General features: G+C 67.6%; 15 protein-coding genes. 12 read left to right on the top strand and 3 right to left on the bottom strand.

The genetic code is table 11. From position 1 onward, the window contains the following. Nucleotides 1-45: 45 nt before the first annotated feature. Nucleotides 46-651: a DUF4390 domain-containing protein gene (locus tag ACP59X_RS11180; RefSeq protein WP_428569458.1), complete on the bottom strand. Its 606-nt coding sequence runs from the start codon at nt 649-651 to the stop codon at nt 46-48. A gap of 95 nt (nt 652-746) precedes the next feature. Here ACP59X_RS11180 and ACP59X_RS11175 point away from each other — a divergent pair, with 95 nt between their 5' ends. Next, nucleotides 747-1,211: a 23S rRNA (pseudouridine(1915)-N(3))-methyltransferase RlmH gene (locus tag ACP59X_RS11175; protein ID WP_428569455.1), complete on the top strand. Its 465-nt coding sequence runs from the start codon at nt 747-749 to the stop codon at nt 1,209-1,211. A 19-nt stretch (nt 1,212-1,230) separates the two neighbouring features. Next, a complete protein-coding gene (locus ACP59X_RS11170) occupies nt 1,231-1,449 on the top strand; it encodes a hypothetical protein (protein ID WP_428569453.1) in 219 nt (72 codons plus the stop codon). Here ACP59X_RS11170 and ACP59X_RS11165 read toward each other — a convergent pair. After that, nucleotides 1,422-2,138, bottom strand: a complete 717-nt coding sequence (locus ACP59X_RS11165) for a 16S rRNA (guanine(527)-N(7))-methyltransferase RsmG (RefSeq protein WP_428569450.1) — start codon at nt 2,136-2,138, stop codon at nt 1,422-1,424. The genes ACP59X_RS11170 and ACP59X_RS11165 overlap by 28 nt on opposite strands. Before the next feature lie 95 nt (nt 2,139-2,233). Here ACP59X_RS11165 and ACP59X_RS11160 point away from each other — a divergent pair, with 95 nt between their 5' ends. The 10 genes from ACP59X_RS11160 to ACP59X_RS11115 all read left to right on the top strand — a co-directional run bounded on the left by ACP59X_RS11160 (nt 2,234) and on the right by ACP59X_RS11115 (nt 13,540). Beyond that, the gene (locus ACP59X_RS11160) at nt 2,234-3,184 is read left to right on the top strand and encodes an ACP S-malonyltransferase (protein WP_428569448.1); all 951 of its coding nucleotides are present in this window, start codon (nt 2,234-2,236) and stop codon (nt 3,182-3,184) included. A 3-nt stretch (nt 3,185-3,187) separates the two neighbouring features. Next, complete coding sequence (argS, locus tag ACP59X_RS11155) at nt 3,188-4,846, top strand: arginine--tRNA ligase (protein ID WP_428569445.1); 1,659 nt, start codon at nt 3,188-3,190, stop codon at nt 4,844-4,846. A 57-nt stretch (nt 4,847-4,903) separates the two neighbouring features. Beyond that, the gene (locus tag ACP59X_RS11150; protein ID WP_428569441.1) at nt 4,904-5,671 is read left to right on the top strand and encodes an SPOR domain-containing protein; all 768 of its coding nucleotides are present in this window, start codon (nt 4,904-4,906) and stop codon (nt 5,669-5,671) included. Nucleotides 5,672-5,718: 47 nt separating this feature from the next. Then, complete coding sequence (locus ACP59X_RS11145; RefSeq protein WP_342463372.1) at nt 5,719-6,273, top strand: pyruvoyl-dependent arginine decarboxylase; 555 nt, start codon at nt 5,719-5,721, stop codon at nt 6,271-6,273. 66 nt (nt 6,274-6,339) lie between these two features. Next, nucleotides 6,340-6,972, top strand: coding sequence for an endonuclease III (nth, locus tag ACP59X_RS11140; RefSeq protein ID WP_428569865.1), 633 nt, complete (start codon nt 6,340-6,342; stop codon nt 6,970-6,972). A 77-nt stretch (nt 6,973-7,049) separates the two neighbouring features. Beyond that, nucleotides 7,050-9,923 carry a fused MFS/spermidine synthase gene (locus ACP59X_RS11135; protein WP_428569436.1) on the top strand — a complete coding sequence of 958 codons (2,874 nt, stop codon included), beginning with the start codon at nt 7,050-7,052 and terminating at the stop codon, nt 9,921-9,923. 145 nt (nt 9,924-10,068) lie between these two features. Continuing rightward, nucleotides 10,069-10,680, top strand: coding sequence for a sulfurtransferase-like selenium metabolism protein YedF (yedF, locus tag ACP59X_RS11130; protein ID WP_428569434.1), 612 nt, complete (start codon nt 10,069-10,071; stop codon nt 10,678-10,680). A gap of 105 nt (nt 10,681-10,785) precedes the next feature. Then, nucleotides 10,786-11,922, top strand: coding sequence for a sensor histidine kinase (locus ACP59X_RS11125; protein ID WP_428569431.1), 1,137 nt, complete (start codon nt 10,786-10,788; stop codon nt 11,920-11,922). 170 nt (nt 11,923-12,092) lie between these two features. Beyond that, the gene (locus ACP59X_RS11120; protein WP_428569428.1) at nt 12,093-12,872 is read left to right on the top strand and encodes a pseudouridine synthase; all 780 of its coding nucleotides are present in this window, start codon (nt 12,093-12,095) and stop codon (nt 12,870-12,872) included. 209 nt (nt 12,873-13,081) lie between these two features. Beyond that, nucleotides 13,082-13,540 carry a DsrE/DsrF/DrsH-like family protein gene (locus ACP59X_RS11115; protein ID WP_428569426.1) on the top strand — a complete coding sequence of 153 codons (459 nt, stop codon included), beginning with the start codon at nt 13,082-13,084 and terminating at the stop codon, nt 13,538-13,540. 282 nt (nt 13,541-13,822) lie between these two features. Here ACP59X_RS11115 and lolA read toward each other — a convergent pair whose 3' ends face one another. Beyond that, complete coding sequence (gene lolA / locus ACP59X_RS11110) at nt 13,823-14,497, bottom strand: outer membrane lipoprotein periplasmic chaperone LolA (protein WP_465250191.1); 675 nt, start codon at nt 14,495-14,497, stop codon at nt 13,823-13,825. Nucleotides 14,498-14,667 lie beyond the last annotated feature (170 nt).

Below are 14,667 nucleotides of genomic sequence, written 5' to 3'. Positions count from 1 at the left end.
GCCATTATACGGCAACCGGCGGTAAAGGCAACCGATCGTGGCCGGTCAGTAAGTGAAATCGAGCTGGTAGGAGACGGGCGTGGCTGCGTCGAAGGGCCAGAAAAAAAGCCCCTTGCGCAGCCACGGCGAGACGTCCAGGCGCAGCAGGGCCAGTTCCAGGGTCAGCACGTAGGTCTTGCCCCGCTCCAACCGGTCCCACGGCCCGAGGTCGATGAGGATTTCGCTCCAGGCCTTGCGCAAAAGCGTGCGCAGCTCCTTGTCGGCGACCGTGCCCTGCCCCGGCAGGGAAGCGATGAAATCGCCGCCCTTGAGCCGACGCAGCTCGCTTTGCCACTCGGCCCGGGTCACTTCCTGGTTCCAGACGTAATCGCGCTTGACCGAAAGCCGGGCCTTGCAGGTCAGGGCCAGGCGAACGCCTGCGGCCAAAGCCTGGCGGATGGGCTCGATGCCCGTGGGCTCCACGCCGAAGCGCACCCGGATCTTGCCCTCGATGTTGTTGAGCACCAGGTTGCTGAGCAGCAATTCCTGGGCCCGGGCCGGAGCGGCGGCCCAAAGGATCGTGCCCAGGGCCAAGGCCAGGGCCGGGAGCAGACGGCGCAGCGAATCCATTGGTTGCGGCAAGCCGTAGGTTTCGGGGGACGGGCGATCCATGCGGTAAAGGGCCTAATCCATGCCGCCCGCTTTGACAACAACCCCGGCCCTCGGCTAACACCCGGCCAGCCGGCGCCCCAGCGCCGCCACACCCCATGAAACCCCTTCGCCTTTATGTTGTCGGTGCCGCCAAGGCCCCCTTTTTGCGCGACGCCGCCGCCCACTACCTGACGGCCTTGCGGCGCTATCTGCCGGCCGAGGAAATCGTCGTGCGCGACGGCAAGGCCTCCGAGGCGGCCCGGCGCAAGGACGAGGAAGGCAAGGCCCTGCTGGCCAAACTCTCACCCCGCGACTGTGTCGTCGTCCTCGACGAGCACGGCGCCTCACTCCCCTCGCGCGCGCTGGCCACCAAACTGTCGGGCCTCGTCGAGGACCCGGGCCGGGTGCCCTGTTTCGTCGTGGGCGGCGCCTACGGCCTGTCCCGGGCCGTCCTCGACCGGGCCGACCTGACGCTGGCCCTGGGGCCGGGCACCCTGCCCCACGAACTGGCCCGGGTAGTCCTGTACGAACAGCTCTACCGGGCGGCGGCCATCCTGGCCGGCGCGCCCTACCACCATTAACCCCAGCCAAGGCGGTCCCATGCCCCTGCCACTCCTCGATACGGCCTACCTGGAAAAACTGCGCGCCTACTTCACATCCGGCGACCTGCGCTTCGATTTCGAAAACGGCTCCGAGGAAGTCAAGGGCGAGGTCCTCGACTTCCTGGAAACACTCATGGACCTGGCCGAACTGGCCGACGCCACGGCCACGCGGCTGATTTTCAAGGACGCCTACATGGAAGGCACCGCCGGCGAATAAAGCGTCAGGTGGCGCGTCCTGCCCCCGACGGCATAGGAGGCGGCCGCGGCCCGAACGAAGCCCGGCGTGTCGTCGGGGCCGGCGGCGCAGGCATCGCCGGTCATGGTCAAAACGGCCATGGGCGGCGGCACGAGCCCCCGGCAGATGGCCAAAAACTCCCGCCACGGCGCGAAGGCGCGGCTGACGCACAGCACGAAGGCCTCCCCCCGGCCGGCCAGGATGGCCGGCACGGTGCGGGCCACGTCGCCCTCGGCCACGGCCAGGCCGGTCAGCCCCAGCCGGGCCACGGCCTCGGTGAGGAATACGCAGCGTTTCTGGCGGGCCTCCAGCAAATGATATGGCCCCCGGTTCAAGAAGGCCCGCAGCGGTATGCCGGGCAGCCCGGCGCCGGCCCCGAAATCGAGGCAGGCGACGGGTGTACCCGCCGGCGGCAACAGGCGTGAGACGGCCGGGCCGGCCAGAAAATCGGCCAGGTGCCAGGAATCGGCCACAAGCGTGGCCAGGATGGTCGGCCAGTCGGCCGGGCCGACCAGGTTGACCTTGTCCCGAAAGCGTTCCACAAGCTCCAGGTAGCCGGCGAGGAGCGTTGCCTGTTCCCGGGTGAGCCGCCGCCCGAGGGCCGCCGCCTCCCGGGTCACGGCCGACGCGTCCGGCGCCGGGAGGCTGGCCGTTTGGGCCTTATTCCGCATGGATTTCCCCATCAAATTGCCCGTTGCACATTTTGGCCCGTTGCTCTACCAATCGCGGCCGAAAAGACATGCAACGCTGTTAAGGAGTGGCGATCGTGAGCGCAAGGCAAAACCGCCCGGCCGTATTGTTTCCCGGCCAGGGCTCCCAGGAAAAGGGCATGGGCCGCGCCCTGGCGGAGGCTTCCGCCGAGGCGGCCGAACTGTGGGCAATGGCCGAGAAAGCCTCGGGGCTCCCCCTGCGGGAGATCTATTGGGAAGGCGACGAGGCGGCCATGGCCGACACCCGCGCCCTGCAACCGGCCATGACCGCCGTGACGCTGGGCCTGTGGTTCGCCGCCCGCCAAAGGCTCGGCGACATCGTCGGTTTTGCCGGCCATAGCCTGGGCGAATACGCCGCCCTGGCCGCTTCGGGCATGCTGGAGGCGGCCAAGGCCCTGGAACTGACCAGCCTGCGCGGCCGGCTCATGGCCGAAGCCCCGGGCGGCAACGGCGCCATGGCCGCCATCTTGAAGCTTTCGCTGGGCGACATCGAGGACGTGGTGCGCCAGGCCGCCCTGGCCACGGGCAAGGTGCTGCTTGTGGCCAACTACAACTCCCCGGGCCAGTTCGTCATTTCCGGCGACAAGGCCGCCATCGAGGCCGCCGCCGCCCTGGTCAAGGAACGCAAGGGCCGGGCCGTGGCCCTCCCCGTCAGCAACGCCTTCCACAGTCCGCTCATGGCCGAGCCGGCGGCGGAGCTGGTCAAGGCGCTGGACAAGGCGGGACTGCGCGCCCCCACCGTGGCCCCGGTGTATTTCAACGTCACCGGCGCCCTCGAAACCGATGCGGACAAGGCCCTGGCCCTCATGCGCCGCCAGATGACCTCGCAGGTGCGCTGGATCGACACCATGGCCAACCTGCAGGCCGCCGGGGCGCGCACCTTTGTCGAGCTTGGCCCCAAGGGCGTGCTGGCCAAGCTGGCCACGGCCAACCTGAAGGACACCTGCCCCGACTGCGCGGCCGTGGGTGTGGCCGACGCCGCCGCCGTGGCCGCCTTGGAGGCCTAGGCCATGCGCGCAACCGATCATCTGCGCGGGCTGTTGGAACAGGCCCTGGCCGGGCTGGCCATCGCCTGGCCGGAAAAAACCACCATCGAACCGCCGCGCGAGCGAGCCCACGGCGACCTGGCCACCAACGTGGCCATGGTGGCCGCCAAGCAGGCCAAGACGGCGCCCCGGGCCCTGGCCGAGAAGCTCCGCGACGCCCTGCTGGCCTCGGGAACCGACCTGGCTGCCGTGGACGTGGCCGGCCCGGGCTTTCTCAACGTCACCTTCGCGCCGGCCTTCTGGCAACGTTCGGTGCTCGAGGTGCTCGGCGCCGGCGAAGCCTACGGCCGGTGCGACACCGGCCGGGGCACGAGGGTGCAGGTCGAATACGTCTCGGCCAACCCCACCGGCCCCCTGCACATCGGCCACGGGCGCGGCGCGGCCGTGGGCGACTCCCTGGCCCGGGTGCTGCGCGCCGCCGGCTACGACGTGGCCACCGAATACTACATCAACGACGCCGGCCGGCAGATGCGCATCCTCGGCCAGTCCATCCTCTACCGCTACCGGGAGCTTCTGGGCGAACCGGTCACCGAGCCCGAGGACTACTACCGGGGCGACTACGTCAAGGATTTGGCCCAGGAGCTCATCGACCGCGACGGCCGGCTCCTTTTGGAGATGCCCGAGGAGGCGGCGACGGACGTGTGCCGCCTGCACGGCGAGCGGCGCATCCTCGACGGCATCAAGCAGGACCTGGCCGATTTCCGGGTCGGCCACGAGGCCTGGTTCCCGGAATCGACGCTTCTGGCCGCCGGGGCCGTGGAGCGGACCTTCGACGACCTGCGGGCCAAGGGCCTGGCCTACGACAAGGACGGGGCCTTCTGGTTCGCCACGACCCAATTCGGCGACGACAAGGACCGGGTGCTGGTCAAGTCCGGCGGGGAGCTGACCTACTTCGCCTCGGACATCGCCTACCACGACGACAAGTTCCACCGGGGCTTCGACATCCTCGTCGACATCTGGGGCGCCGACCACCACGGCTACGTGCCGCGCATGAAGGCCTGCGTGGCCGCCCTGGGCCGCGACCCGGAAAAAAGCCTCAAGGTCATCCTGGTCCAGCTCGTCAACCTCCTCAAGGGCGGCGAGCAGATCGCCATGTCGACAAGGGCCGGCAAGTTCGAGACCCTGGCCGACGTGGTGGCCGAGGTCGGGGCCGACGCCGCCCGGTTCATGTTTTTGTCGCGCAAATCCGACAGCCACCTGGACTTCGACCTCGACGCGGTCAAGGAGAAGTCCATGGAAAACCCGGTCTACTACGTCCAGTACGCCCATGCCCGGGTCAAGTCGCTGTTCGCCAAGGCGGCCGAGCGAGGCTTTGCGCCGGCCACGGCCACGGCCGACATGCTGGCCCTTTTGACCACGCCCGAGGACCTGGAACTGCTCAAGCTCGTGGAACAGTACCCCGACACCGTTGCCGCCGCCGCCCGGGCCTTCTCGCCCCATTTGGTGAGTTTCTACCTGCGCGACCTGGCCGGCCGGCTGCACCGCTACTACACCGTCAACCCGGTGCTGACCGCCGGGGACGATGCCCTGGTTTCGGCCCGGCTGCGCCTGCTTGAGGCCGTGGCCGTGGTCGTCAAAAACGGCCTGTCCCTGCTTGGCGTGTCCGCCCCGGACAAAATGTAGGCGCCTTGACATTTCGGCGCCTTTAGGAATTATGTCGCGGTCAAGGAACCCTGCCTCATGAAGCTTCTCAGTCGATTCAACGTTTCCCAGGACAAGGGTGGACCCAAAAAGTTCTCCTTTGAAATCAGCCTGTCCGGTGTCATTTCCGTGGGCATCGTGGTGGTTTTGGGCATGTGCTGGGTCTTCATCCTCGGCATCCTGGTCGGCCGGGGCTACAAGCCCGAAGCGGCCGTGCCGCAGATCGCCCAGATGATGCCCACCACCGAGGTCAAGCAGCCCGAAGGCACGACCAGTTCGGCCCCGCCCGCGGTGCTCAAAGCCGAGGAACTCCAGTTCATGGAGAGCCTGCACGACAAGGACGGCGAGGTGGTGGCCGATTCCACCCAGAAATCCCCGGCCGACGGCAAAAAGGCGACGGACCCGAAGATCGCGCCCATGGGCGCCGCCCCGGCGGCCATGGCCATCCCTCCCCAGCCCAAGCCCGTAGCCAACGCCGCTCCCCCCGCGCCCCCGAAGCCCGCGGCCGTGCCGCCCGCCCCGCCCAAGGCCAACGTCGAGCCCAAGGCCCCCTTCGAGAAAAAGGAGGCCGGGAAATACGTGGCGACGTACCAAGTGGCGGCCTTTCCGTCCAAGGAACAGGCCGAAACCATGGTCAAGAACCTGTCCCGCAAGGGGCTGGCCGCGTCCATCCAGGAGGGGACGTCCAACAACCGGCCGGTGTTTCGGGTCAAGGTCCAGATCAAGGGGTCCGAGGCGGAAATCGCCCAGGGGCTCAAGCGGACCGGTGAAAAAGGGCCTATACTTCTCGGCAAGAAACCCTTATAAGGATCGCCCGCTTTCGCGGCAAAACCGTTGTACATAGAGGACCGCCCATGATCCCAGCCTCCTTCGTCCCCACCAAGGCGTTTTTCACCAAGGGTGTCGGCCGCCACAAAAACAAGCTCCAGTCCTTCGAGCTTGCCCTGCGCGAAGCCGGCATCGAAAAGCTCAATCTGGTTTACGTGTCGAGCATTTATCCGCCGCACTGCCAGTTGATCACCCTGGACGAGGGCGTCAGTCTGCTCAACCCCGGCCAGATCACCTTCTGCGTCATGGCGCGCAACGCCACCGACGAGAAGAACCGGCTCGTGGGCTCGGCCGTGGGCATGGCTTTCCCGGCCGACAAGTCCAACTACGGCTACATCTCCGAGCACACCTCGTTCGGCGCCGAGGAGCAGGAAATCGGCGACTTCGCCGAGGACCTGGCCTCCACCATGCTGGCCACCACGCTCGGCATCGACTTCGACCCGGAAACCGCCTACGACGAACGCCGCCAGACCTACCTCATGAGCGGCAAGATCATCGACTCCGCCTCCATGCCCTGCGTCACCACCGGTGAATCGGGCATGTGGACCACGACCATCTCGGCGGTGGTGTTCATTCCCTAGGCCCATGTCCCAGGCGGAAGTACTCGCCCACGGGTTTGCGGCCGCGCCCCGTCCGGAGCACGGATGATGGACGCGGCCGCCCTGGCCCGGGAGGTCGTCTCCCGGCTTTCCCCGCTCTATCCCGACCTGGTGCCGGCCCTGGACCACGGCAGCGCCTACGAACTGCTGGTGGCCACTGTCCTGGCCGCCCAGTGCACCGATGCCCGGGTCAACACCGTCACCCCGGAATTCTTCCGCCGCTGGCCCGATCCGGCTGCCCTGGCCGCGGCCGATGTGGCGGCGGTGGAAACCGTCGTCCACTCCACCGGCTTTTTCCGGCAAAAGGCCAAGAACCTCGTGGCCGCGGCCAAGCTCCTCGTGGCCCGTCACGGCGGCGCCATCCCCGCCTCCATGGCCGCCCTGACCGCCCTGCCGGGCGTGGCCCGCAAGACCGCCAACATCGTGCTGTCCAACGCCCTGGGCGTCCACGAAGGCATCGCCGTGGACACCCACGTGCGCCGGCTGGCCAACCGCCTGGGCTTGACGGCCTCGGACAACCCGATCATCATCGAAAAGGATATGATGCCGCTTTTCGCGCGCAAGGATTGGGGGGCCATCAACCACCTGCTGGTCCTGCACGGCCGGGCCGTGTGCAAGGCGCGTTCGCCCCGGTGCGACGCCTGCGTTCTTGGCGATATCTGCCCCAGACGGGGGCTGTGACCGTAAATCGAGAGGCCGCGCTCGCCCGGTCCGGTCGCCTCGGACCGGCGGGGCGACCGGCCGACCCGAGGCTTCCCATGCCGATTGCCCCTCCCCCTGCCCCCGCCGCCCGGCGCGACCGGTTGGTCCTTGGCGGCGTCTTCCTGCTCTCCGGCGCCTCGGCCCTGCTGTTCGAGACCCTCTGGTTCCATCTGGCCGGGCTGGTTTTCGGCGTGGGCGTCTATGCCAGCGCGTTGGTGCTATCGAGTTTCATGGGCGGATTGGCGCTCGGCAATGCGCTGATTTCCCGCTTCGGCCGCGACGTGGCCGACCCGGTGCGTTTCTACGCCGTCATGGAGCTGCTGGTCGGGGCCTGGGGCCTGCTGCTGGTCCTGACGTTTCCGCTTCTCACCGTGTGGCTTGGCGCCATGCTGAGCCCGGCCCTGGACAAGCCGGTGCTGCTCAACAGCCTGCGCTTCTCCTTTTCCTTCCTGCTGTTTCTGCTGCCGGCCACGGCCATGGGCGCGACGCTGCCGCTTCTGGTCAAGGCCCTGGCCCGCCGGCCCGGCGAATTCGGCCTGGCGCTCGGGCGGCTTTACGGCGTCAACACCCTCGGCGCCTGCCTGGGGGCGCTACTCGGCGAAACGGTGCTCATCGCCCCCCTGGGGCTTTCGGGCACGGGCTATTTCGCCGCCGGCCTCAACCTCCTGGCCGCCGTCGGCGCCCTGGCCGTGGCCAAACACTTTCGCGACGAACCGGCCCGGGCCGGCGAGGCGGCCAAACCCGCCCCGGCGCCCCTGACCGGTCGGGCCAAGCGCCTGCTGCTGGCCGGATTCCTGTCCGGCGGGGCCTTTCTGGGCCTGGAAGTGGTCTGGACGCGCTTTTTGCAGCTGTTCGTGCGCTCCACGAGCCTGGCCTTCGCCGTGATGCTGGCCGTGATCCTGGCCGGCATCGGCCTTGGCGGCGCCTGTGCCGGCTGGTGGCTGCGCCGCGAGGCCGACGGCCGGCGCGTCACCGCCCCCCTGGTGCTGCTGGTCGGGGCGGCGGCCCTGGCCTCCTACCGGCTCTTCGAATCCGCCGCCGGTGTGTCGCTTGGCACCTACCAGACCGTGGACTGGCGCTACGTGGCCGTGCTGTCCCTGGCCCTGATGTTTCCCGCCGCCTTTGTCTCGGGCCTGGTCTTCACCACGCTCGGCGAGGCCTTCCACCGGGAGGTGGGCGACCGGGCCCGTTCGGCGGGCCTGGTGGCCATGGCCAACACCCTGGGTGCCATGGCCGGCCCCCTGGTCGCCGGCTTCGTGCTGATCCCCTGGCTCGGCATGGAGCGGAGCCTGTTTCTGCTGTGCGCCGTCTATGCGGTGCCGGCGTTTCTGTGCGTCGGCCCGGCCCTGCCCTGGCCCTCGCCCGGGCGGTCGCGGCCCTTGCAGGCCGCCCTGGCCGCTTTCGCCGTGTGCCTGGCCATCTTTCCCTTCGGCTCCATGGCCGGCTATTTCCGGCGGGCCTGCGCCGACTTTTTAAAAGACGGCGAAACGCTCATCGCCACCATCGAAAGCGTCTCCGGCACCTTGCAATACCTGCGCCAGGACTACCTGGGCCAGCCCTATGCCTACCGCCTGGTCACGGACGGCTATTCCATGGCCTCCACGGACCGGGGCGCCAAACGCTACATGAAGCTGTTCGGCTATTTTCCCGAGGCCGTGCTGCAAAACCCCAAGACCGCCTTGCTCATCTGCTTCGGCACGGGCTCCACGGCCGCCTCCCTGGTGGAGGACAAGCGCCTTGCCTCCATCGACGTGGTGGACATCTCCCGCGACGTGCTGGCCGGGGCGTCCATCGTCTATCCCAAACCCGAGAAAAACCCCCTGGAAGACCCGCGCGTGGTCACCCACGTGGAGGATGGCCGTTTCTTCCTTCTGGCCACGCCCAAGAAGTACGACATCATCACGGCCGAGCCGCCGCCACCCATGATGGCCGGGGTGGTCAACCTCTACTCGCGGGAATACTTCCAGCTCATGCGCGAGCGCCTCAACGACGGCGGCATGGTCACCTACTGGCTGCCGGTCTTCGAGATCTCCCCGTCCGACGCCAAGGCCATCCTCAAGGCCTTCAGCGAGGTTTTCGAGCATGCCTCGCTGTGGACCGGCGACAATTTCAACTGGATGATGGTGGGCGTCAAGAAGCCCAAGGGCCCCAAGCCGGCCAAGAATTTCCCCGCGCCCTGGGAGGCCGTGGAAACCGGCCCGGGGCTGACGCGCATCGGCGTCGAGGACCCGGCCCAGCTCGGCGCGCTGTTCATGCTCGACGGGCAGTCCCTGGCCGACTACCTGGGCGAGGCCAAGCCCCTGACCGACAACTACCCCAAGCGGCTGCGGGGCTTTCCGGAAAGCCCCGAGGTCCAGAAGGCCTACATCGCCGACCACAACAAGCTCCTCGACGCCATGGCCTCCAAGGAACGCTTCGCCGCCTCGGCCGAGGCGGCCCTGCTTTTGCCCCAGGCCGTGCGGGCCGAGTCCGAGGCCTGGTTCGAGACCCAGCAGATCATCAACACCTACTTAAACAACATGCTCACCCCGCCGCCGCCCCTGCCGGCCGTCAACTACGTGCTCTCGGGCACGGACCTGCGCGTGCTGCCGCTTTGGCTCATGAAGTCCGACGCCAAGAAGCAGGCCATCGTGACCGAGGTGCTGGGCAAGGGCATGGCCCCCACGGCCGAGACGGAATTCCAGCTGGCCATCCGGGCCCTGGCCGACCGGGACTATCTGCTGGCCGAAGCCAAACTCAAGCGTGCCCAGGACATGGGCTACCAAAGCAACCTGGCCCCGGCCCGGGTGTACGTGCTGTGCATGGCCGGGCTGCTCTCCGATGCCGAAAACCTGGCCGCCATAGCCTTCAAGGGCGGCCAGGCCAGCGCCCAGGCCAAAAGCTACATGGACTGGCTGGCCCGGACCTTCGGCTTCCGCAGTCCGTTCTAGGGCCTTCGGCCAGCCCTCTTTCAAGATCCTCCGGTGCGCGCCGCGATAGGCACACGCTATCACGGCGCGCGCCAGCCATCCGATCAATCGATTTGACCCCACCCCGTCCCCGTGGGCTATCCTTGAATCCTTACAGGAGGATGCCATGGAGGCGAATCTCGATTGCCGCGGCTTGGCTTGTCCCGGACCGGTGCTCCAATGCAAGGCCTGCGTGGAAGCCCAGGCGCCCAAACACCTGACCGTCACCGTGGACAACCAGGCGGCCAAGGAAAATGTCACCCGGTTTCTGACCACGCGCGGCTACACCGTCAGCGCCACGGAGGCGGACGGCATCGTCACCCTCCAGGCCACGGCCACCGGTGAGCCGGCCGCCCCGGCCCCCGCCCCGGCCGCAGCCACGGCTTCCCCAGCCGCCACGGACCCGAAAACCGCCGTCTTCATCACCGCCGACACCATGGGGCGCGGCGACCCCGAACTCGGGGCCAAGCTCATGTTCAATTTCATCGGCACCCTGCCGGAACTGGGCGAAGGCCTGTGGCGTATCATCCTGGTCAACGGCGGGGTCAAGCTGACCGTGGCCGGCAGTGCCGTCCTGCAAAAGCTCAAGGAGTTGGAGGCGGCCGGCGTCTCCATTTTGGTGTGCGGCACCTGTCTGGACTTTTTCGGCATTTTGGACAAGAAAGAGGTTGGCCAGACCACCAACATGCTGGATGTGGTCACAAGCCTCGATCTGGCCGACAAAGTCATCCAGGTGTGACGGCGACGTATCCCGTAACGCCGTTGATGATCGAACCGCGACGCATGCCCGGGAGGCCACGCCGTCAACGGACGGTGGTTGCGCGCGATAGCCCCCGGTAGGCGCATGCCACACGAAACACTTCCTACGGATTACCTGCCGGCCGAACGCCTAGGCCTCGAGGAAATACTGGCGATTTCCCGTGAAATCGCCGGTTCCCCGGCCGCTGCCTCCCTGGCCGTGCTGCCCCTGTCCATCGCCATCGTCAATAGCACCCGCCAGATCGTCTACGCCAACGAGCGCTTCGCCGCCCTGGCCGGCGCCGAGACGGTCGAGGCGGTCCTGGGCAAACGCCCGGGCGAGGCCCTGGGCTGTCTGCATGCCTTCGAAAAGGAAGGCGGCTGCGGCACCACGCGGTTTTGCCAATACTGCGGCGCGGCCAGCGCCATCGTCAAAAGCCTCTCCGGCAAGCGCGCCACCCAGGAATGCGCCATCAACCGCAAAAACGTCACCGAACTCGATGCCCTCAACCTCCAGGTCTGGGCCAGCCCGCTGCACCAGGGCGAACACCGGCTCGTCCTCAATTCCATCATCGACATCGCCCACGAAAAGGCCCTGCGCAGTTTCGAACGCATCTTTTTCCACGACATCTTAAACGCCGTGGCCGGCATCAAGGGCATCCACGAACTCATCACCCTGGAGCTGCCCCAGCGGCATCAAGACGACCTGGACCTGCTGCGCCGGGCCATCGACGACATCCAGGACATCGTGGAAACGCAAAAAGACTTCCTGGCCGTGGAAGCCAGCGAATACGAACGCGCCTTCACCGCCCTGGATTCGCGGGATACCCTCGGCTACCTGGCCAGCTACTGCCAGTCGTTTTCCCCCGGCGCCTCCCGGACCGTCATGGTCGACCCCCAGGCGCCGTCCCTGCGTTTTTCCAGCGATCCCCGCATCATCCAGCGCATCCTGGTCAACATGGTCAAAAATGCCCTGGAAGCTTCCCAGCCCGGGGAAACGGTGACGCTGGGCTGTACGGCCGAAACAGACGGTAACCTGACCCTCTGGGTCCACAACGCGGCCGTGCTGGACGAGGAAACCCGCATGCGCTTGTTCCAGAAGGGTTTTTCCACCAAGGGCGCGGGGCGTGGCTTCGGTGCCTACAGCATGCGGCTGTTCGCCCGCCAATGCCTGGGGGGCGAGGTGGATTTCGAAAGCTCCGAGGAACACGGCACCCGGTTTTTCCTGCGCCTTCCCGCCTAGGCGCGCCCTCGAAGAGGACATTTGTTTTTCGCGGGCACCACCTGGGAACAACTCCTTTTACCTCGACACGAGGGGGGTCGCGCCGGCCTGTTCGGTGTCCAGGCCCTGGCCCGCTCAGCCTGGCCGGCCAACCCCGTCCCCACAACCGCCAACACGCGCCGGAGCTGCCCATGGGCGACAACGAACCGATTCGCCTCAACAAGGCCCTGGCCGAAGCCGGGGTGGCCTCACGGCGCGGGGCCGATACGCTCATCGCCGCCGGTCGGGTGACGGTGGACGGGCAGGTCGTCACGGAACTGGGGCGGCGCATCGATCCCGGCCGCAACGCCCTGGCCGTGGACGGCAAGCCCGTGCCCCTTGCCCGCCAGGAAGCGCCCGTCACTATACTGCTGCACAAGCGTCCGGGCTGCGTGACCACGGCCCGCGACCCCGAGGGCCGGCCCACGGTCTTCGACGAGCTGCCCGCGCCCTTCCGCGACCGGCGCCTTTTTTCCGTGGGGCGGCTGGACTTTTTTTCCGAAGGGCTGCTGCTTTTGACCACCGATGGCGAACTGGCCTTTCGCCTGGCCCATCCGCGCTGGCACGTGGAGAAGCGCTACCGGGTCACGGTGCGCGGCAAGGTCGACGCCGGGATGCTGGCGGCCATGGAGGGCGGCATGACCCTGGCCGAGGGCGAACGGCTCGCCCCGGTACCGGCCCGCATCCTGGGCCGGCCGGCGCCCGACCGCACGGTCCTCGAACTGCGGCTCTCCCAGGGCGTCAACCGCCAGATCCGGCGCATGTGCCGGGATTTGCACCTGACCGTGCTCAAGCTCGTGCGCGTGGCCCAGGGGTCCCTGTCTCTGGGCGACCTGCCGCCCGGCAAGTGCCGGGAGCTGACGCGGGAGGAACTGGCCGCCCTGCGGCGCACCGTGGGGCTGGCCGGAAAAACGCCCGACACCGGCCGCTAAGGCGCCCCCCCCGATCCGGGATCTGCCCCGGGCTTTGACAAAACCCGCCTGCGCTGTATGGACCATACGAGCACGGTGCCTCGCCCGTGCTCCCCAGGATCGTGGCCAGGTCGCCAGGCGCCGCCGCCCAAGCACCCGCGCCTCCCTGCTGTCCCCTGGCACCGGCGTCGCGTCCCCGGGACCACAACAGCCCAACCCACGGAGGAGCCATGAGTCAGGAGCCGACCGCGTCCGACAAAAAGCGCTATACCTTCATCTGTTCCAAGGGCACCCTGGACGGCGCCTACCCGTCCCTGGTCCTGGCCCTCAACGCCCGGCGGCTGGGCCATGAGGTGTATCTGTTCTACACCTTCATGGGCATCAACGTCGTGCGCAAAGGCTACATGGCCAAGCTCAAGTTCCATCCGCCCGGCTTCCTGGGGGCCATTCCCGGCATGTCCAGCCTGGCCACCTCCATGATGGAAAAGCAGATCGAGGAGGCCAACATCCCGAGCATCGAGGAACTGTTCGAAATGGCCCAACTGGAAGGCGTCAAGATCATCGGCTGCAAGATGACCATGGACATGATGAAGATCCCGGAAACGGACCTCATCGAAGGCGTGTCCATCATGAACGCCGAACAGTACCTGAAGCTGGCCGAAACCAGCGCCATCAACATGTTCACCTAACGGCCGACCGGCACACCTGCCTTTGTGGCGGCGGCCGCCGCAGCCGTCGCCCACCGGGGCGTGAGGTTCCCGGCCGGGCTGGCGGCCACGGCCAAACCGCTTCCCGGTCGGTCGGATGTCGGAAAGCGCCGGGCCAGGGCCGGCGAGCGCGGCCACCCCGCGCCCCCGCACCCAGGCAAGGGCGCCCTGTCCGGTCGGCATCGCCGGGGCGGTGCCGGGCCATCCTTTCGCGGCCGCCGCAGCCGTCGCCCGGCCCGGTCGCGACAGGCCCGGGCCGGGTGCCTACGGTTTGAGGTCGCGTTCCTTGGCCGGGGCGTTGTCGTGGACCTTGGCGTCCTTGGGCGGGGTGAACGTAAACAGGTTGTCGGCCAGCTTGGGGTTGGCCACCACACCTTCCAGGGTCAGGTCGTTGGTATTGGCGTAGAAATCCTGGATGTAGACCCGGGCGATCATGTCCGTGGCCAGGTCCACCCAGACCTTGGCCAGGACCAGCCCCGGCTCGGGCTCGCGCGGGGCGAGCTGCAGCACGGCCTGCCCCGGCCCGGCCTCCTCGGGCTTGCCCGGGGCGACGTGGAAATCCTCGGTCAGGTTGGCCTTGCCCGTCAGGAACCGCAGCATGGTCTTGGAACTGATGACCTCGGCGACCGAATAGCGGTAGGCTTCCTTGTCCTCCTCAAAATAATCCCACACGGCGTCCTTGCCGACGATGAGCAGTTCCTTCTCGGGCTTGACCGTCTCCCAGCGCACGAGCACGGGCTTTTTGAACAGGAACTGGCCCGAGCGGTGTTCCGTGTCGCCGCTGGCGGCGTTGCGGATGGCCTGCTTGAAGTTGGCGGAGAAGGCGCTGATGGCGGCGTATTTCTTCTGGATGCGCCCGGCCAGTTCGCCGGCATCCACGGCCCGGGCCGGTCGCGGCACGGCCAGAAGGAAACAGGCGACGAGCCCGGCAAGGAACAGGGGTAGAATGGGTAAAAAGGGGAGGCGGAGTGACAGGGGTACGAGGGAAGCCTTCGGCGACCAAAGGGCTTCGCCCTCTGGACTCCCGCACAAGGAAACCGTGGCTTGCGCTCCATCCGTATCCGGCGCCCCGGTCCGCCGCGCAAACGACAAGACGTCTTTTGTCTTCA

It is taken from the genome of Solidesulfovibrio sp. DCME, assembly GCF_049995385.1.
Classification (GTDB): domain Bacteria; phylum Desulfobacterota; class Desulfovibrionia; order Desulfovibrionales; family Desulfovibrionaceae; genus Solidesulfovibrio.
This window is presented reverse-complemented; position numbering and strand designations above follow the sequence as displayed.